We start from the raw sequence: 19,678 nt of genomic DNA, 5'->3' as shown, positions 1-19,678 counted from the left end.
TGGGAATAGCGGTAAAAAAGGGCCTTATGTTCTTCCAAAAAGGAAGTATGGCTAAATATAGAGGAAATTTTTTCTTCTATATTAGAAAACTGGAGGAAAACGGGTGCTATTTCCGGCAACGATCATTCATCCCCCACTTTCGTTAAGTTATGGTAGAATGGCGGTGCAATCCACTTTATGGAACGGGGTGCCGCGAATGAGAGGTACGACCTTGAGGGCGAAAATATATGGAGCAGCCGCCGGGACATGGTTGCCGGCATCATCCGCTTTCACCGGCCCGATCTGGTCGGCATGCAGGAGGTGCTGCACCGGCAGCTGGAAGATTTGCAGGAGCGTCTGCCGGAGTACGGCTGGGTTGGCTCGGGGCGGGATGGCAATAACAATGTAGTTGAGATTTTTATGTAAACTATATAAGGTTAGGATAACGGAATTTTTTGGCACGAATCTACGAATCTGTGAGAGCAAGGCAGGGCGTGACAACGTAAGGAGCGAGGAGTATTGGTGAGCATTAAGGATATCGCTAAAAAAGCCGGGGTTTCCATTTCAACCGTATCATACGCCCTAAACGGCAGCAGCAAGGTGACGGATGAAACGCGCTCGAAAATTTTGGCGGTTGCCAAGGAACTGAACTATGTGCCGAATGCGGCGGCAAGAACGTTAAAGAAGCGGGAATCCGGAATTTTGGGCGTGTTTCTGACGGACTTCAAAGGGGACGTTTACGGCGACCTGTTGGACGGAATGAAAGAGGTGTGCAACGACCGGGGGTACGATCTAATCGTATGCAGCGGCAAAAGGGCGCACCGGATGCTTCCGGAGCGGATGATCGACGGGGCCGTCATTTTGGACCAGACGTTCATGAACGAAGAGCTGCTCAAATATGCGGATCGCAACCACAAGATCGTCGTGCTCGACCGGGAGCTGGACCACCCCAACATCAACCAGGTGCTGCTGGACAACAAGGCGGGCGCCGCGCTGGCGGCCGAATATTTGCTGGAACAAGGACACCGGAAGATATATGTGGTGACCGGGCCGGAGGGCTCGTTCGACTCGATTCAGCGGATGAAGGCCGTTAGAATGGTGGCGGACCGCGCGCGGGACGTGGAATGGATCGAAATCGCCGGCGATTTCAAAAAAAGCGGCGGGGAGCGGGCCGCCGAGCAGGTGATCCGGGAGTACTCCGGACCGGCTGCGGTTTTTTGCCTGAACGACGAAATGGCGATCGGCTTCTGGAACCGTTTGGAGGGGAGTGCCTACCGGGTCGGCGAGCATATTCATCTGATCGGCTTCGACAATATCGAGCTGACGAACTATATGCAGCCGCGCCTGGCCACGATCAATTACTACAAACGGAAATGGGGAGCGCTCGCCGCCGAGCAGTTAATCAAAATTTTGGCGGGTGAGCAGGTTGAGCACGAACGGATTTACGTCACTTTGATCAAAGGCGAATCCGTGGGAAAAGTTTGACTTGACGGCCCGCGCCGACAAAAGCGAAAGAACGGGTTGTGAAGGGAAAAGAACGGGATTCACAGGGGGATTGCCCTCGTGACCCGTTCTTTTTTGAGATTACCGGTTAATAGTTGTAAAAAGTACATTTATTCATCCGGATATCCAGCCAAGCGCATGTTTAATTGCAAATCCAGCATTTAAATCTGCACGATTTGAAGCACTGGTGTGGAACGCTTGGATGTAGTTGCAGGAAATGCAATTAAACCATATGAACCCGCTTCTTCGTTGAAATCTAATTGTACGTTTTGCAACTAAGATGGTTGAATCTGTAAGAAAGATGCCTGCGCCTGCAAAAGCTTTTACATTTCGTTTGGTTCCATTAGCGGAACTCGATGCCGTAAGTTTTTAACCAGTGGTTAACTTGAGACAAATAAGCGAACAGCTGCGGCCCGGACATGAGTTGGCCGAACCACGGCAGGTTCGAGGAGGATTCCTCGGAAGCGGCGATGGATCGGATTTTGTCGCTATTAATCAGCGGCAGGATCGGCGATGACGGATTATCCAAAATGGCCAGCATCTCATTGCGTACGGCGGTTAAATAGTTCGGATTATGGGTTTTGGGATAAGGGCTTTTTTTGCGGTACAGTACGTCTTCCGGCAGGATGCCTTCGAGCGCTTTGCGCAGGATGCCTTTTTCGCGGCCTCCGGTCGTCTTGATCTCCCAGGGGATATTCCATACGTATTGCACGAGCCGATGGTCGCAGTAAGGGACGCGAACCTCCAGGCCGGCGGCCATGCTCATCCGGTCCTTGCGGTCGAGCAGCGTCGGCATGAAGCGGGTGATGTTCAAATAGGACATGATGCGCATGCGGGCCCGTTCCCCGGATTCCCCCTCCAGCTTCGGCGCTTCGGCCACGGCTTCGCTGTACCGGTCCGCGAGATACTGTTCGGGTCTGATCCATTCGCGGATTTCCGGGGCCAGCAGCTCCACGCGCAGCCCGGTCGCAACCGACCAGGGGAACGTCCCGGAATTCAGCAGCTCCTCGCGGTGGAACCAGGGATAGCCGCCGAACACCTCATCCGCCGCTTCTCCGGAAATAGCCACCGTGGCGCCTTTTTTGATCTCCCGGCAAAACAGCAGCAGCGACGCGTCGACATCGGTCATGCCCGGCATGTCGCGGGCGACGGTCGAGTCGGGCAGGGCGGCGACAAGTTCGGGAGTGTCGAACGTTATCGCGTGGTGCTCCGTGCCCAGTTCCTCGACCATTCGTTTGATCCATGGGCCATCCGCGCCCGGCTGGTAGCTGTGGGCTTTAAAATGCTTATCGTTATCCACGTAATCGATCGAATAAGTGTGTACCCGGCCCTGACCGGTCCGTTTGTAGTAATCGACGGCAAGCGCGGTCAGCGCGCTGGAATCCAGGCCTCCCGACAGCAGCGTGCAGACCGGCACGTCGGAGATAAGCTGCCGCTCCAGCGTATCCTGCAGCAGCCGGCGGATGGTGGCGGCCGTCGTTTCCACGTCATCGGCATGGGGTTCCGCCTCCAGCTTCCAGTAAGCGTATTTCCGCAGACCCGAGCGGCTGTAAATCATAACGTGGCCGGGGCGCAGTTCCTTGAGATCCTTGTAGACGCCATGGCCGGGGGTCCGGGCCGGCCCGATGACGAAAATTTCGGCAAGCCCTTCCGGTCCGACGGCCGGTTTGACTTTGGGATGCTGCAAAATGGCTTTAGGTTCGGAGCCGAAAATCAACGTTCCGTCCACCTCGCTGTAGAACAGCGGCTTCACGCCGAGACGGTCCCGCGCGAAAAAAACATGCTGTCTGACGCTGTCCCAAACGGCAAAGGCGAAAATGCCGTTAAGCCGGTACACGCAATCCGGCCCCCATTCGATATACGATTGCAGCAGCACCTCCGTATCGCAGTTCGTTTGAAACCTGCGTCCTCTTCGCTGCAGCTCGGCTTTTAATTCCGGCGCGTTGTAAAGCTCCCCGTTATATACGATCGTAAACACCGCGTCTTCTTCATGGATGATCATCGGCTGGGCTCCGTTTTCGGGATCCATGACGCTAAGGCGCCGATGGCCAAAAGCGCAAGGGCCGGAAATCCAAGTTCCCTGCGCATCGGGGCCCCGCTTTTCCAGACAGGATGTCATGGACAGTACAAGGTCCGATTCTTTGGTCAAATCCCGGTTCCATTCGATAAAGCCGGTTATTCCGCACATTTTTGCAAATCTCCTCTCTGCATTGCTTTACGTCTCCCGCTTGCCGACCGGGTGAAAAGTATTAACAAAATATGCCGAACAAGGGCATAAAATGTCTGTCCATCATGGAAAACTATGACTGTCAGCCAGGAGAAAGGGGAGATATGGCCTTGGAAAAGAAACGGTATTACGTGTCCGTACAGGGGCGCTCGGTGCTCGACGATCCGGGGGCGGCGGCCTATGAATGGTCGGTTGAGGCAACCTCGGAGGAGGCCGATACGTTAAAGCACATACTTGATCAGCTTGGCGAGAAGGAAGAAAGCACTTTTTTGGCATACACCTATCCTTGGCCGGATACGCCGGAAGACGACGTCAACCGCAGCTATCAAAGCGTTGTGAGCGGCCTGTTTCGGGAAATTTACCGGCTGGGCACGGCGGAGACCAGGGAGCAGCTGGAACGGGCGGGGTATCCGGGCAAACTCTGGCCGGTTTGAAGCGTAAAGAAAGGAGCGACCTGCGCGTGTATTACATCAAAGACGCGGAATTCAGACGGATGGACGAGCATCGGGGACGTCCCTGCGCCGTCATCCAGGTGCGGCCGGGGGCGGTAGGCGACCCCGATCTGTTCGTCTATATCGCCCGTTCCGGGCAAGGCGAAGACTGGGAAATCGTCCGCATGATCCGAAGCGACGCCCAGCCGGAAATCGATTGGTACGACAATAACATGCATCAGGCTTACGCGGAAGTGCCGGAAGAGCATTTCGGGGATGCCGGATGGCCGGAGCCTGCTAAACAGCGGAGGCTGTTCTTGGAAAATTTGCTGGCGAACGAGGCGATTGCGGCGAAGCTTAAAGAGCTCCCTCCCCAATAACTTTTGATGGCGGGAGAACGGCTTTTTTTGTAAAAACCGCTTTGAAAAAATAAACAGGATGCGCTATAATAATTAACGCATCCTTTTTTATTCCTATTTGTGTCCCAGTAGCTCAGCTGGATAGAGCAACGGCCTTCTAAGCCGTCGGTCGAGCGTTCGAATCGTTCCTGGGACGTTTCCTTAGATATTGCTCGAGGCCCGTAGATACGGGCCTTTTTAGTATTAGGCGGCCCCCGGAATTAACGTGTTAAAAAAGCAAGTCCGATATTCGCTCCCTTATCTTTACAAACTCTAGGCTAGTTCGCACTCGCGGTCTAGCAATGGGGATAGATACCACTTCTTTAATTTGACTTGGACTTGGAGTCATAACAACAATTCGGTCGGATAAATAAATCGCTTCTTCAATATCGTGAGTCACCAGAATATAAGTCATTTTCTCCGTGCCCCAAACAGCCAATAGTTCATCCTGCAACTTGTATCTGTTCATCATATCAAGTGCGGAAAAAGGCTCGTCCAATAGCAACAAACCCGGTTTCATGCAAAGAGCTCTAGCAATGGCCGTTCTTTGCTTCATCCCTCCGGAAAGTTGGTGAGGGTATAAATTTTTCGCGCTGTTTAATCCGAATTTATCGACATATCCCTCTACCAGGAGCCGCTTATATCCCTTAGCGATACGTTGATTGCGTAATCCGAAACTTATGTTCTGCCTGACGGTCAGCCAAGGAAACAGGGCATAATCTTGGTATATATAACCCCTATTTGTTGAGAGTCCCGTGACGGGCCTGCCTTGAAACCGAACCAGTCCGCTATCAGGCTGCTCAATTCCTGCGATTATTTTTAATAGGGTGCTTTTTCCGCAGCCTGACTGCCCGATCAATGATACGATTTCATTTTCTTGTACCGCCAGAGAGATATCCGATAATACGTTCAGAAGCTCATTTCTTCTTGTCCGATATGATTTTCTAATCCCATTCAATTCCATGTACACTGGCTATCCCTCCGAGTTCACTACAGCCATCGCACCATCATGCTCTCGGTAAAGCGCACTATCCGCGAAAAGACAAATCCGAGCAGCCCGATAGTAAACATTCCTATTATGGATTGAGAATAATCCAGCAACTGATACGCTTGCCATGTGGAATATCCGATGCCCGTTTGTCCGGACATCATTTCCCCGGTAATTACCCCCATCCATGAAGCGCCGGTGCCTATCATTAAGCCGGTAAATACTTCCGGAGCAATGGCCGGCAGATAAACTCTAAAGATAGTTTGAACCGGTTTGCAGCCCAAATTTAAAGCTGTTTGAACCAATGGTTCAGGGACACGCTTCGTTGCTTGAATCACGTTAATCAAAATGGGGAAGAAGGCGCCGATAAAAGTTATAAAAATAATACTTGCCTCAATCGTACTGAAAAGCAGCATGGCTACGGGCAGATACGCAATTAAGGGGATTGGGCGGAATATTTCAAGATTCGTGAATATCATATTGCTAATTTTTTTCGATAGGCCGATACTTAATCCCAAAGGGACCGCCCCAATTAATCCCAATAGTATACCTGCCGATACCCTGATGGTGCTGACAATTATATCGACGTAATAATACGGCTCTGCCAATAAATTCAGCCATGCCGTAAACACCTCGATCGGGCCCGGCAAATTGCCGAATTGGAGGGGCTGCATCACATTCGCGGCTACAAGAATGTGCCAGAAGCAAATTAGCATAAGAACGGCTATTATTTTGATCAAAACAGATTTTATGGCCGCCGTTACAACGGTTTCTTTTCTACCCACTCCCCACTCAACTCCTCTGTTGTCAAATAAGGTTTGTCCAGCATTTTCATAGCTTCCCGCAGATAACTGTCGTCAATAAATTCCGACAGATTCAGCAGAGACTTGATTTTGCCGATGTCCGAAAGAAATAGTATGTCGTTCTTTAAAGTGAGGACGTCCCGTTCATATATGGCTGCGTCAAATCGTATCGAATCAACCATTTTTCGGCATACGTTCAGCGGAAACTCACTTTCCTTTGCGAATATTTCAGCCGTTTCGTCAGGATGGTCTAAAACAAATTGATGGGCTTCATAAAGGGCCATCAGAAAAGCTATGACATATGCTCGATTCTGTTCCGCCCAGCCGCGATTGGCAACAACCGCTGTCAAATAATCGGTTTTTGCCGCCTCTACGGTTTGAAGTGCTTTTCCGGCTTCGCGGAATTCAATGAAGCTGGGATAGGGTTCCCATGTGGCATGGGCATCAATTTTGTTTTGCTCAATACTCTGCATCCCGACAGTGACGGATTGATCAACTACAGTAACCTTATCGAGCAAGTGATGAGCTTCCAATGTTTCCAGCAACATACGGTGTGCGCTGCTTCCGACAGGAGTTGAAACGGTCTTGCCTTCCAAATCTTCAATTCGGTCAATATGACTTTCGGCCGGAACCAGAATTGCCTGGTTTGCTCCCGCTTTGCCCTTACCGTCCAAAGCGATCAATACAGACTTATAATTTGGTTGCTCAGTTCCTTGTATACCGTTTAGTAAAGCGGGCATATCGCCAAGAAACGAAAGCTGTATTTTACCGCCAATCATATTATTATTGAGAACTGACCCGGCGGAAGCATCAAACCATTCCACTTGAATATCAGCACTGGCATCGGGGCTGAGATTCCGTAAATTTTTTTCAAACAGCTGTTGATTTTTAATAATCAGGGCTCCCCAAGTTTGTGCGGTCGTTGACTGATAGCCAACTATGATTTTTAACGGAGGTGTTGTCGAGTCGCTCTTTTTGACGAAAATGCTGCTATCACAGGCCTGAAAAAAAACTAGAACAGCCGGCAGCAAAACACAACTCAACATTCTTTTGATGAAACTCTTCAAACGCCCGGGCCTCCTTCAGCTGTTGAAAATCCGCTTAACTCTCGAATAGCGGTCAACGCCGGAAGCGGCTTCCCCGAATCATTAAATAACGTCAAATTTGACCAATTGTTGAGATGTCCGACAGACCAATCCGTTTTGCAAGGGATCCAGCACGGCTCCCAATAATGAAAACCGATACATTTTTGGTGCGGTGTCCTTTGGATAAGTTGAATAAAATCCCGGACATATTCAGCTTGACCTTCTACGGTCGCCGCATAGCCCGGATGCAGTTGTTCTTTTGCCCGCACGATTGTAATATCATTGAGCGGATTGTGAATCGTCCAGGGATAAGCCATCTCAACAATAGCAATTTCTTTGCCGTATCGTAGTGCCAAGTCAGCCAGATTATACTCCAGGTCTTCTAACGTTCCATGCCACCAAGGATAAAAAGACAGACCGATCGAATCAAAATCGATTCCATGCTTATTGAAGCGGTCTAAAAAGAATCTACACACATCGTTTTTTCCGCCCTGGTCAATGTGAACCATGACATTAATTTCGGGATCGACTGATTTTACGGCCTGAACGCCTGTTCTGACGAGATCGGATAAATTTTGCCATTTTTCATCCGACTTGCGGAATTCCCCGCTTACGCAGCCATCCTCCCACAATATTCCCATCGTAATCTCATTTCCTATCTGTACCATATCCGGTTTAGTCCCTTGCATCACTAATGCCGAAACTACATGTTGAGTGAAGGAGTACAACGCCAGCTTTAATTCTTTAAAATTGAGGCTGGCCCATTCGATCGGCTTCGTCTGATGCTTAGGATCAGCCCATTCGTCGGAATAGTGAAAGCAAAGAAGAAGATGCATACCTTTTTCTTTTACACGCTTGGCCATTTGCAAAGTATGTTCCAAATTGCAGAATTCCCCCGCCGGATCATTCCATAGACGCAGCCGAATTGAGTTCACTCCGTTTCTTCTTAAAATTTCCAGGCAATCCTCCTCGTGCTCTCCCTCATAGAATTTACCGCCTGCTTGTTCAACCTCATCAAGAAATGAAATGTCCGCTCCGTATAGAAAAGAATGCTTCATTTGTCCGTCCTCCCAATACCAACATTAATAATGTGCAGTGTTAATTTCGCGATTCCTCGGACGGTTTAATCATATGATGTCATTTAAACAGATCGAGCCATGTTCCCGAACATTTATGATGTAAGTTGAGGTGCCGAGCGTATCCTTTATAAACCGGGTATACGATTGTGCAGCTTCATTCGGTATAATGGTGAGTATGACTCCCGCAAAGCCGCCGCCATGCACACGGCAAGCACCCGTGCCGATATCCTTGAGAAAAGATTCGGTAATAGCCAGTGCAACCGTAATCTCCTGATGCCGAATATCCGCATTACGATAGCAGTTTTGCAGCCATTTCCAGGATGAATTTCCCGAATCGGCAATCAGTTTGAGAAACTGTTCCATGTTTCCGTTTGTCAAAGATTCCGTCTGGGCATCAACCCTTTTATTCTCTGCGAAAAAATGCAGTGCCCTAAGTACGGCTCTGTCCCCGCATTGATTTCTAAGGGAATTTAAGTTTCCGTATATATCATTTGGCGTCAGGTCCCGGCAAACCTCAGCCCCCAATGCTTTCGCAACGGAGCGCATTTCCTTCGGCACGGCACCGTAATCATCCGTTAAATCAGCATGATTTCCGCCGGTATTTACGATTACAAGGGAGTAACCGTTCTGCTGAAAATCAAAGCGAACAGGGGTGATGACTGGTTTATACGGGTTTGCGAAATCGATCGAAATAAGTCCGCCATGTGCGCACGCCATTTGATCAAGCAACCCGGACGGCTTGTTCCAGTATTTATTTTCTGCATATTGTCCGATCTTTGCCATTGCAATCGAGTCCAAGGTTCCTTGATTGTAGAAGGTGTTTAATATACTGCAAATCAGCATTTCGAACGAAGCCGAAGAACTCAAACCGGAAGCAGATAATACATTGGTGGATATATAGGCATTGAAACCGCCGACAGAATAGCCGAATTCGCTAAAGCCCGCCACGATACCCCGTACAAGAGACAGCGTAGCCGGTTCGTTCGGATTTGGTTCTGACTGAGTAATGTCAACGATAAACTTGCCGGGGTAACCTTCGGAAATAAACGTAATAATAGGCTCGTCAACTTGGACGGCCGCTGCGATGGTATCCAAATTGATGCTTCCGGCGAGCACCTTCCCATGGTTATGGTCAGTATGATTTCCCACGATTTCACTTCGGCCGGGAGAAGAGAATAAAGCAAGCTTCCCGTCTTCGAAGTGCGCTTGAAACGACTTAACCAATGCGCTGTAGCGGTCAAGCTGATAGGAAAGCTGTTCTTGACCATATAAATGGGATAACAGTGTTCCGGCTTTACTTGTGTTTAGCATCTCAATGGTTTGTTCAATTGACAGCATAAGGATCTTCCTCCTAAATGTATTTGATCTGAACCATCCCGCCCGGGGACATCTCGCCTGTAAACCAGTGACTGGACCTCGAAAAGGGAGTATCTTCCGTGATTGTTCCGTAACAATCGGTGGCAATGAATCGGAATTGTTCTGACCTTGCGTTCGCATTTTGCGCGAAAAATTGCCGGTCATAGGTTCCGTTCAACAAGAGCGTGTCCCGCTCAATCCCGACCGTGCCTCCGTGATTGACCAGAAATACAATATCATACTCAAGACCGTCAATTTTGATCACATTGGCATCGGGGTCTTGAGGGACACGGTGATTTTTAAACAGGTCCAAGTGGTTGAGGTACCAGTGATTTAAATAACGAATGACGGCGAGTTGATCTTGCGTCAGTTTGCTGAAATTTATACTGTATGCCGGTATACCTGCCGCAAACATTTTAATTACGGCAATCGCGGTATCCTCCGGCGTTTCCGTCCCCGTAATGATTTGATAGTCATTTAGAGCGTATGGAGTATATCCTTGAATAAACATGGTTCTCAAAAAATTGCTTTCCGGATCAAAGGGGCCGTCTCCTGCCCGCATCATCGTTCCGTAACGCGAGAGGAACGGGGTACCGTAGTTTTGTTTTAGTTCCACGATATAGTCTTTTTTACGCTTGCGCGTACGTTCCTCGATCAGCGCAAGTGTCTTTTCCAATCCTTCCAGCATCGTGGACACATCATGATGATGCTCCGGATTGCGGCATGGAACATTCGGAACCCAGTTAAACAAGTCATACTTGGCTCCATCAAAATCCCATTTTTCAATAAATTTCAAACAAATATCGGCCATAACATCCCTAGCTTCACTGTTCATGAAACATAAAGAATAAAATTGCGTTGGATTAATAACGGGTTCGCCAAATTCATCGGCGATTAACAGCCTTTTACGCTCGGGAAAACATTTCGCCGCGGCGGCAACTGCATGCGGCGCACACCAAATCATCGGCTTGGCCCCATAGCTTTTTATCGTTTTTACCAGTTCATTCATATCGGGAATTTTGTCGGGATCCGGCTCCCAATCCCCGATATTTAATTGAACGCTGTAATCATTGTCCAGCCCCGGCCCGAACCAACCGTCGTCAATAATATAATTGAAAATCCCCAGTTCCACCCCCGTCTTGACATTCTCTAAAATCATATCGCTATTGATGTCATTACTGTGCCAATCGGCCCAAGTACACCAAGTCGGGAGTAATGAGGCCTTCACTACGGGGTCACGAAGGGAAAACAAGGTTCGTTGGTAATTTGTAAATTCACGAACCGTCATTACCCAAGGCTGCTTTTCATGTTCCCTCTCAGACGGACGTTTGTAATAAACGTATTCCGTGAGGGAATTATCGTCATTTTGCTGTGAAATGCGGGATGGAATTGGATACTTATCGGTTCCTCTCTTAATCTGAAATACCATATATCCGGTGTGTACATTCAACGCGCGATTCGATTCTGGTTCTACAAGCCTGTAGGCTGTCTCGTAATTTTCACCAATGATCCCCGCAGCCAAAGCGGTGTAACGATCCCTGCCGGTAAAAATAAACAACGAAAGCTTCGTATCGTCAACGCCTGTTTGCAACTCCCTGAAAGAACGCCAAAATGTCACCACTCTGGAGCTATTGAAAAACCACCGTCCGCTATCGGGAAGGATAACCGAATGATAATTGCGAATTTGCGTGAAAAACGTAAACTCAATGCTTTGGACGTAATCATTGCGGTCTAACGGCTTGGCACAAATGGAGAATGGCAGTTTATTTCCTACTATCAACTTAACGTTGTTATCCTCAAGCTCATACGATTTTCCCAAACAAATTGGATTAAATTCCGCTTTCTTGCCGGAGAACATTAAAACTTCAATTTTCAAAAAATCATTCACGATCCGATTCCTCCTAAGCCAATTTTGGCGCATTATTCTCCTGCCGCTAAAAATTTCTGCATTTCAATGAATTTGCGATATGTGCCTGCGTTCTCAATCAGTTCCTGGTGTCTGCCTTGCTCGATGAGTTCTCCGTGATCAAGCACATAAATTTGATCAGCATCCCTGATAGTAGAAAGGCGGTGAGCCACAATTACCGTCGTTCTGCCGGATTGAAGAGCATTAAGCGCTTGTTGAATATGTTTATCCGTCTCGGTGTCTATATTTGCAGTGGCTTCATCCAAAATGAGAATTCGCGGATTGGCGATAATCGCTCTGGCAAACGAAACGAGTTGCTTTTGCCCCGTTGAAAGCATGCCTCCTTGTTCTTGCAAAAGCGTGTCGTAACCCTGCGGAAGTCTCAGGATAAAGTCATGCGCAAATACGGATTTCGCCGCTTGTTCAACTTCTTCATCAGTCGCATCGAGATTGCCGTAACGGATATTCTCACGAACCGTGCCTAAAAAAATAAAGGTATCCTGTAGAACTATGCTTATCTGCGAACGAAGGCTATGTAAGGTAACCTCGCGAATATCCGTTCCGTCAATAAGCACCCGGCCTTCACTAGGGTCGTAAAACCGACAAAGCAGATTGACTAATGTACTTTTACCAGCCCCAGTGCTGCCGACTAAGGCCACCGTTTGGCCGGGATAAATGGTTAAGTCAATCCCTCGCAAAGCCACCAGGTTCTCGTCGTATTTAAAGACGACTTGCTCAAAACAAATTTCTCCTTTGATTGGCGCGAGATTTTTTGCATTCGGCGCTTCAGTTTCTCCCGGAGTCTCTTTGATGAACTCAAAAATTCTTTCCGAGGACGCCATTCCGACTAATAAATTTGAATACAACTGGCCGATTCTTTGTACGGGTTCCCAAAAATTAGACATGTAATTGGCATAACCAACGAAAAGGCCGACTGTCATTACTCCTGTTTCTACTAAATGCGACCCGTAAAGAAACAGGATGATAATATCGACAACAATGCTTAACTGGATGATCGGAATAAACAATTGATTCAGTGCAGAGGCCTTATCCCATATCCGAATATTGTCACCGTTAATGCGTTCGAAATATCGAATGTTATTCTTTTCCTGTTCATAAGCCTGCGTAACTTTAATTCCTTGAATTGCATCGTTGAGATGGGCGTTAATATATGCCTGTTTTAATCGCATCTCCTGAAAAGAAACGCGTATTTTCTTTCTAAGTATCGAGGAAACGGCAAAAATCAGCGGTACGGTTAACACGATAAGCAAGCCTAGTTTGAAGTTCCATATAAGCAGAATTGTTATAACGCCTATCAGCTGGAAGATGTCCATGATCAAGTTTACAGTACCGTTCGTAACCAGATCTTCTAATGCGGCGATATCCCCGGTTAAGCGTTGCAGAATCGAACCGGCGGGCATTTTGTCAAAAAAGCGAAGAGACATGGACTGGATACGCCGAAATAAAGTCAACCTTAGATCGCAAATGATTTGTTGGCCGATTTTATTAGTTTTCCTAATGCGATATTGACTAATGGCCATTTGGAGCACACACAAAAAAAACATAAGCGCCGCATAAATCAAAAGAAGACGGACACTCGAATCCCCGTTTTTTGGATTTATCGCTTGGTCAATTGCGATAGCTATGATGGCAGGTGCGGCGACTTGGGCAAGTGTTCCAAACAGCACGAAAGCAGCCGCAACGAGGATCTGTTTCATGTAGGGTTTTATGTAGTCAAACAGGTTGACAAAGCTTGCCCAATTGAAGGAATTTTTGACTGGCGAATCGCCAGTGTACACAAATCGGTCCGATTTATGATGTTGATTTGCCGAGGGCTTCGCGTTTATCGTTCGGGATTTTATGCCTGTGTTCATTGTTCGCCCCCCTCTACGGTAAGCGTCAAATGGTTATGCTTATGTATGCTATCATCGTACTGACTCAAATAAATACTCCGGTAAGGACCCTCTAATGAAACAAGGTCCTGATGTGTGCCGCGCTGCAAAATTTGCCCCTTATCCAAGACGATGATTTCATCGGCGTGTCTTATTGAAGAAATTCTGTTCGCCATAATAAAACATGTGGTTTGCGCTAATTCATCTTTTAACGCGTTTTGCAACTTATATTCCGTTTCCATGTCCAAAGCGCTTGTAGCGTCATCCAAGATCAAAATTTTCGGTTTACGAATCAACGCTCTGGCAATGGCGATTCGCTGCCTTTGTCCGCCTGACAAACCGATGCCGCGTTCCCCGATTACCGTATCGTAGCCCATGGGCAACATGGAGATAAATTCATGGGCTTGGGCTTTCATTGCTGCTTGCGTAATTTCTTCATCCGATGGGTTGTCCACGCCAAAAGCGATATTATCGCGTATAGTGGCTGCAAATAAATAGGTCTCTTGAAAAACGGGGGCAATACTTTGCTTTATGTCGCTCGAATGCCATTCGTCATAATTCTTGCCATCAATCGTGATCTCTCCTTTCTTAATTTTGTAAGCTCCGATCAGCAACTTTAAAATTGTCGATTTACCCGATCCGGTGGAGCCGATAATGCCAACCACCGAACCTGGGGAAGCCACTAATGAAAAGTGTAATAATGCGGGTGTTGATGAATTTTCTTTATAATAAAAGGATACGTCTTGAAAACGGATTTCCCCATTGATCGGTATAGCTGCATCTTCTCTCGTCCGCTCAGGCATACAGCGGCTTGTTTCTAACTGCAACAGCTCAAATATCCGCTCTCCCGATGCCTTCGCTTGACTATATTTATTGATATGAAAGGCTATCCACCACATAGGGGAAATGATTAGCCATGTCAGACTGAACAGGGCGGCCAGTTCCCCTAATGACAATGAGCCCCGAATGACATGCATCCCCCCGAAAATAAGTAGTAAGATAGGACAAATATTGGCCATCAGCTCGATCACGGGATAGTGTTTGGCAACTGTTTTTGCGGCTTCGTATTGTTTGTTCCTATATCGCTCGTTTTTATCCGAAAACTTATTAATTTCATGCCCCATGCCGTTAAAAGACTTAACCGTCCGTATACCGGCAATATTCTCTTGGGCCACAGAGGAAAGTTGACTCATTGCTGACCGTGTATCCCGATAAGCCGGCTGCGCTTTTCGATCCAACCGAAATGTCAGCCAGATCAATATAGGTGTTGTGATTAGGGTCAATAGCGCCAGCTTCCAACTTATCGTCAACATCATGACAGATCCGAAGATAATCGTTAGTCCCATATTAATAAATTGAGCGAAATCAAAACCGATAAAATTGCGTACAGCATCCATATCTACCGTCATTCGGGCGATCAAGTCGCCAGTTTTGGCGGTTTCATAGTAGGAGTAGGGGAGGTATTGCAATTTTTCATAGCATGCATTGCGCAAACGCAACACCATTTTATTGCCGACCCTTGCCCCTGTGAAACCGTATAAATACTGCATCCCGCTTTTGGCGATAATGACCCCGGCCGCAGTAAACGAAAAGGTTAATACTAACTCGTATTTTTCATTTACAATGACATCATCAATAAGAAACTGAAGCAGCTTCGTATACATTAAGTTCATTCCTGTGGCGCAAGTTAAGCTCAAGATTGAAATAATCAGTCGTTTTCGCTCATTCCAATAAAACGGTTTCATTTGTTTGAATATTTTCAAACGAATTCACCTTTCTTCTCCTTGAATTAGCCAATGAAGATGGTTTATGGAATTATTGTACTTTTTCAGGAATGGATTAAACATTGAGTAAGACAACGAAAAGTAATACTTATTCCACGTTAGCCAGTACATTAACAAAAAAAGCCGAGTCAAGGTAAACGGCGACCGTTCCGGGTCATCGTTTCCTTGACTCGACTTGTATATTAGTTATTTACACACTAGGTAAAAAATATCATGTATCATTGAAACCCACTTAATGAAATGCTAAAATGAAGACATTAAAGGGAGTCGTACATACGACACGACTCCCGAGAGTAGCAATAGCCGCTTTTAAGGGCGGAACGCTTTAGCAAAAGGAATTATTAGAATAGACCGCTTACCTTTGGCAAGGGCGGTCTATTTCTTTTTCATGTAGGTAAGAAGCGCCGACCGCCCTTGAAGCCTTTCTATTGCTTATATGATTATAGCATATTTTGCCATAGAAGCAGCGTCGCGCCTCCAACGGGTTTGACAAGCGCACCAAAAAAGCACACCTCCTAATAGTTGAATAACCATTAGTCAGTGTGCTTGTCTTTAGCGAATTATGGAGCGGGTGAAGGGAATCGAACCCTCGCCTCAAGCTTGGGAAGCTGGCATTCTACCATTGAACTACACCCGCATTTTGCTCAGCAATAGACATTATACACCCTTGCCGTGGGAAGATCAAGTGTATCCTCCCACAGCATCCGCTAGGCGTGTTTAGAGAACGACAATCCGTCCGGAAGCAGCCAGCGAGCGCAGTTCGATGTTCAACTGCTCTTTCTCATCAGGGCTAAGCTCCAGAGACAGTCCATAATGGAACATGGCCGGCTCGATCTCCTCCTGCCAGCGAATTTCGCCGTTGTACACGCATAGGTTCTCGTTCAGTTGAATGTGAACGGCCGCCCGGATATGGTAGGTGGAAGCGTGCAAATTAAGGCCGGTCCCGATTCGGCATCCCGATTTGTTGATGTCGATGAGATCGACCGTTGCCGGCTTGCTTTGAAGAGGCACATCGTCGATATGCGTAATCTCCATCTTACAGGCCAAAGGCGGCGTCAAGGTGTAGCGAAAAGGATCGGTTCTTTTTGTAGTCATCTAAATGATGGCCCCCAGCTCTGTCGATATTACTCAAATTATATCGAAATCCGGGCGGATTGTCTTCTTTAAATTTTAGAGGTTGTTCCAAAAGTCATCTTCTTATCATGAGGCAGGTCAAGAAGCGGATTCGACGCCGAAGTTACTCGGTCTCTGCGGCGCCCAGCAAGTCGCGGATATCCGGTTCAATGGCGGCCGGTTCGGTGCGTGCGCTGTATTGTTTGACGATTTGTCCCTTTTGGCCGACCAAAAATTTAACGAAATTCCATTCGATATCCCCGGTTTTATAGGGCTCCGGCGTATTTTCGACCAAATACCGGTACAGCGGGTGGGCATGCTCGCCCTTCACATCGATTTTGCTGAAAAGCGGAAAGGTGACCTGGTACCGTGTTTCACAGAAAGCTTTGATTTCTTCCTCCGTCCCCGGTTCCTGTTCGGCAAATTGATTGCAAGGAAAGCCGAGTACTGCAAGCCCCTGGTCTTTATACGTGTCATAGAGGCGCTGCAAGCCTTCATAATGCGGAGTCAAGCCGCAGGCGCTGGCCGTGTTCACGATCAGCATCACTTTCCCTTCGAAAGTATTAAGGGTCGTGGTTTTGCCGTCAATAGTCCGAACTTCAAAATCATAAATGTTCATCTTCTCACCTTCCTTTATAGAATATGGCGAAAAATAAGCCAGCACTGCATTCTTCCCTATTCTACCTAAATGGAGCGGACAACTCAATTTACGGCACTGCCGGCAATAGCTTGATAGAAAAAACCTTCCACAGACTTGACATCTTATAAATTTTCTATTGTCTATCATGTAAAAATACTGTAAAGTTACTAAACAAGCCGTTTTTTGTGCGTTTAGCGGGAGCTTTTAACCCTACAATTGACCATAGTTCGATTTTTTGTCACAATTTGGCTTTACTTTAATGCAGCGAAGAAGCATTCGTAAACGTTTGTCCACAAATAGAGGACATGCAATGGCGATTGTCCTGTTGCTTTAGCGAATTGCAGCAAGTGAGGGTACATAAACACTGGTCCTTTGTATGCGGACATTATGAAAAATATTCATGAAGATTCGCAAATTTTTTCAAGTTAGTCGCAAACTTTATTTCATGAAAAGAGGCTGTCACATGATTCAACCCATTTTGCAAATTGAGGATTTGCATACTCACTTTTTCACCGACCGCGGCGAAATTCCCGCTGTGGACGGCGTTAATTTGTATGTGAATCCCGGCGAAGTGCTGGGCGTCGTCGGCGAATCGGGCTGCGGAAAAAGCGTGACTTCGCTGTCCGTGTTGAAACTGATTCCGCAACCTCCGGGCAAAATCGTCGGAGGGTCGATCTTTTTCAAAGGCCAGGATATCGTTCCGCTGAAGGAGCGCGAAATGCGTTCGATTCGCGGCAACGCGATCTCCATGATCTTTCAGGAGCCGATGACGTCCCTGAATCCGCTGTATACGATCGGGCAGCAAATCGGGGAAGCGGTTCGCCTGCACAAGGGCCTCAGCAAAAAGGAAGCCCGGGCGCATACGGTCGATATGCTGAAAAAAGTCGGTATTCCAAGGCCGGAAGCGATTATCGACGAGTACCCCCATCAGCTGTCCGGGGGGATGCGCCAGCGGGTCATGATCGCCATGGCGATTTCCTGCAGCCCGGAGTTGCTGATCGCCGATGAACCGACAACGGCGCTGGATGTGACGATCCAAGCGCAGATTCTGGACTTGATCCGGCGTTTGAACGAGGAAAACGGGACGGCTGTGATGATGATTACCCACGACCTCGGCGTCGTGGCCGAGATGTGCCATCGCGTGGCCGTCATGTACGCGGGGAAGGTCGTCGAAGAGGGCAGCGTACGCGATATTTTCAAAAACCCGCTGCACCCGTACACCCAAGGGCTCATCAAATCGGTGCCGCGGATGGATGAGCAGCGGAAACGGCTGTTTTCGATTCCCGGCAACGTTCCTGTGCTTAGCACGCAAATGCAAGGCTGCCGCTTCGCCGATCGCTGCCCGCATGCGATGCCGGTATGCCTCACGCAGCTTCCGGAGCTTCGGGAATACGAAACGGCCCACAGCTGCCGGTGCTGGCTGCATGAAACGCCACAGGAGGATGTCGTATGAGCGAACCATTACTGCAAGTGGAGCATCTGAAAAAATATTACCCGATCGGCGGAGGAATGTTCGGCAAGTCCAAACAGCAGTTCGTCAAGGCGGTCGACGATATTTCGTTTACGGTTCAAAAAGGCGAGACGTTTGGGCTCGTCGGCGAAAGCGGCTGCGGCAAATCGACCACCGGCCGCTCGCTGCTGCGGCTGATTGAACCGACGGACGGGCGCGTTGTTTTTAACGGTGATGACATCACGTCGCTTTCCCCGGAGGAGCTGCGCAAAAAACGCAAAGATATGCAAATCGTGTTCCAGGATCCGTTTTCGTCGCTGGATCCCCGCCACACCGTGCAGCGCATTTTGGAGGAGCCGCTCATTGTGCACGGGGCCTATGACGCGAAAGAACGCCGGAAAATCATCGACCGGCTGATCGATGTCGTCGGTTTGACGCAAGGCCATCTGCAGCGTTATCCGCACCAATTTTCCGGCGGACAGCGGCAGCGGATCGGCATCGCCCGGGCGCTGTCGCTCCAGCCGAAGCTGATCGTCGCGGACGAACCGGTCTCGGCGCTGGACGTTTCGATCCAGTCGCAGGTCATCAATCTGCTGCAGGATTTGCAGGAGGAATTTGGCCTGACCTATATTTTTATCGCTCACGATCTCAGCGTTGTGAAGCATATCTGCGATCGGGTCGCGGTGATGTATCTCGGACGGATCGTGGAGATCGCCGAGAAAAACAAGCTGTACTCCGCGCCGCAGCATCCGTATACCCAGGCGCTGTTGTCCGCGGTGCCGGAACCGGATCCGGACAAAAAGCCGGAGCGGATTATTTTGCAGGGAGAAGTGCCAAGCCCGGCGAATGCGCCGGTCGGCTGCGCCTTCCATACGCGCTGTCCGATGGCGCTGGACATTTGCCGTTCGAAACGGCCCGAACTCGCGGAGACGGAAGCCGGTCATCTGACGGCCTGTCACCTGTTCACCCAAGAGGCATAGATGGTTTATAGCCGGGTACAAACGTCCGGCTTCATATAAACAAACCTATATATTCAATGTCAAG

At 48.3% G+C, this 19,678-nt stretch carries 17 protein-coding genes and 2 tRNA genes; 7 read left to right on the top strand and 12 right to left on the bottom strand.

Going from position 1 to position 19,678, the window contains the following annotated elements; genetic code table 11:
* Positions 1–177 precede the first annotated feature (177 nt).
* The gene (locus tag EHV15_RS00385) at positions 178–405 is read left to right on the top strand and encodes an exonuclease/endonuclease/phosphatase family protein (RefSeq protein WP_128629532.1); all 228 of its coding nucleotides are present in this window, start codon (positions 178–180) and stop codon (positions 403–405) included.
* A gap of 93 nt (positions 406–498) precedes the next feature.
* The gene (locus EHV15_RS00380) at positions 499–1,464 is read left to right on the top strand and encodes a LacI family DNA-binding transcriptional regulator (protein ID WP_128629531.1); all 966 of its coding nucleotides are present in this window, start codon (positions 499–501) and stop codon (positions 1,462–1,464) included.
* A gap of 361 nt (positions 1,465–1,825) precedes the next feature.
* Here EHV15_RS00380 and asnB read toward each other — a convergent pair whose 3' ends face one another.
* Positions 1,826–3,670 carry an asparagine synthase (glutamine-hydrolyzing) gene (gene asnB / locus EHV15_RS00375; protein ID WP_128629530.1) on the bottom strand — a complete coding sequence of 615 codons (1,845 nt, stop codon included), beginning with the start codon at positions 3,668–3,670 and terminating at the stop codon, positions 1,826–1,828.
* A 143-nt stretch (positions 3,671–3,813) separates the two neighbouring features.
* On the opposite strand from asnB, the gene EHV15_RS00370 reads away from it, so the two are divergent.
* The 3 genes from EHV15_RS00370 to EHV15_RS00360 all read left to right on the top strand — a co-directional run bounded on the left by EHV15_RS00370 (position 3,814) and on the right by EHV15_RS00360 (position 4,695).
* Positions 3,814–4,143, top strand: a complete 330-nt coding sequence (locus EHV15_RS00370; protein WP_342773941.1) for a hypothetical protein — start codon at positions 3,814–3,816, stop codon at positions 4,141–4,143.
* Positions 4,144–4,169: 26 nt separating this feature from the next.
* Complete coding sequence (locus EHV15_RS00365) at positions 4,170–4,520, top strand: hypothetical protein (protein WP_128629529.1); 351 nt, start codon at positions 4,170–4,172, stop codon at positions 4,518–4,520.
* A gap of 101 nt (positions 4,521–4,621) precedes the next feature.
* Positions 4,622–4,695: transfer RNA gene (locus tag EHV15_RS00360), tRNA-Arg, on the top strand.
* Positions 4,696–4,767: 72 nt separating this feature from the next.
* On the opposite strand, the gene EHV15_RS00355 is transcribed toward EHV15_RS00360, so the two are convergent.
* The 11 genes from EHV15_RS00355 to EHV15_RS00305 form a co-directional block, all read right to left on the bottom strand.
* Complete coding sequence (locus EHV15_RS00355; protein WP_128635098.1) at positions 4,768–5,502, bottom strand: ABC transporter ATP-binding protein; 735 nt, start codon at positions 5,500–5,502, stop codon at positions 4,768–4,770.
* Between the two features lie 26 nt (positions 5,503–5,528).
* Positions 5,529–6,311 carry an ABC transporter permease gene (locus EHV15_RS00350; protein WP_246061227.1) on the bottom strand — a complete coding sequence of 261 codons (783 nt, stop codon included), beginning with the start codon at positions 6,309–6,311 and terminating at the stop codon, positions 5,529–5,531.
* Complete coding sequence (locus tag EHV15_RS00345; RefSeq protein WP_246061226.1) at positions 6,287–7,396, bottom strand: ABC transporter substrate-binding protein; 1,110 nt, start codon at positions 7,394–7,396, stop codon at positions 6,287–6,289. The genes EHV15_RS00350 and EHV15_RS00345 overlap by 25 nt, the downstream gene beginning before the upstream one ends.
* Positions 7,393–8,472, bottom strand: coding sequence for a glycoside hydrolase family 53 protein (locus EHV15_RS00340; protein ID WP_128629528.1), 1,080 nt, complete (start codon positions 8,470–8,472; stop codon positions 7,393–7,395). The genes EHV15_RS00345 and EHV15_RS00340 overlap by 4 nt, the downstream gene beginning before the upstream one ends.
* A 69-nt stretch (positions 8,473–8,541) precedes the next feature.
* On the bottom strand, positions 8,542–9,831 hold the full coding sequence (locus EHV15_RS00335; RefSeq protein WP_128629527.1) for a galactokinase: 1,290 nt from the start codon (positions 9,829–9,831) through the stop codon (positions 8,542–8,544).
* Positions 9,832–9,844: 13 nt separating this feature from the next.
* Entirely contained in the window at positions 9,845–11,737 is a 1,893-nt protein-coding gene (locus tag EHV15_RS00330; protein ID WP_178075705.1) for an alpha-galactosidase, read from the bottom strand.
* Positions 11,738–11,769: 32 nt separating this feature from the next.
* A complete protein-coding gene (locus EHV15_RS00325; protein ID WP_128629525.1) occupies positions 11,770–13,629 on the bottom strand; it encodes an ABC transporter ATP-binding protein in 1,860 nt (619 codons plus the stop codon).
* Positions 13,626–15,410 (bottom strand): ABC transporter ATP-binding protein, encoded by a 1,785-nt coding sequence (locus tag EHV15_RS00320; protein ID WP_128629524.1) that lies wholly within the window; start codon positions 15,408–15,410, stop codon positions 13,626–13,628. The genes EHV15_RS00325 and EHV15_RS00320 overlap by 4 nt, the downstream gene beginning before the upstream one ends.
* A 584-nt stretch (positions 15,411–15,994) precedes the next feature.
* Positions 15,995–16,068: transfer RNA gene (locus EHV15_RS00315), tRNA-Gly, on the bottom strand.
* Positions 16,069–16,148: 80 nt separating this feature from the next.
* Positions 16,149–16,526 carry a hypothetical protein gene (locus tag EHV15_RS00310; protein ID WP_128629523.1) on the bottom strand — a complete coding sequence of 126 codons (378 nt, stop codon included), beginning with the start codon at positions 16,524–16,526 and terminating at the stop codon, positions 16,149–16,151.
* 142 nt (positions 16,527–16,668) lie between these two features.
* Positions 16,669–17,163, bottom strand: a complete 495-nt coding sequence (locus EHV15_RS00305) for a glutathione peroxidase (RefSeq protein ID WP_128629522.1) — start codon at positions 17,161–17,163, stop codon at positions 16,669–16,671.
* Positions 17,164–17,647: 484 nt separating this feature from the next.
* Here EHV15_RS00305 and EHV15_RS00300 point away from each other — a divergent pair, with 484 nt between their 5' ends.
* Both EHV15_RS00300 and EHV15_RS00295 read left to right on the top strand, forming a co-directional pair.
* Positions 17,648–18,637, top strand: a complete 990-nt coding sequence (locus EHV15_RS00300) for an ABC transporter ATP-binding protein (protein ID WP_128629521.1) — start codon at positions 17,648–17,650, stop codon at positions 18,635–18,637.
* A complete protein-coding gene (locus EHV15_RS00295; protein WP_128629520.1) occupies positions 18,634–19,614 on the top strand; it encodes an ABC transporter ATP-binding protein in 981 nt (326 codons plus the stop codon). Before EHV15_RS00300 ends, EHV15_RS00295 begins: the two co-directional genes overlap by 4 nt.
* Positions 19,615–19,678 lie beyond the last annotated feature (64 nt).

Source organism: Paenibacillus oralis, assembly GCF_003863965.1.
GTDB classification, from domain to species: domain Bacteria; phylum Bacillota; class Bacilli; order Paenibacillales; family Paenibacillaceae; genus Fontibacillus; species Fontibacillus oralis.
Note: the sequence above shows the minus strand (reverse complement) of the source record. Positions and strands in the feature narration are given on the sequence as shown.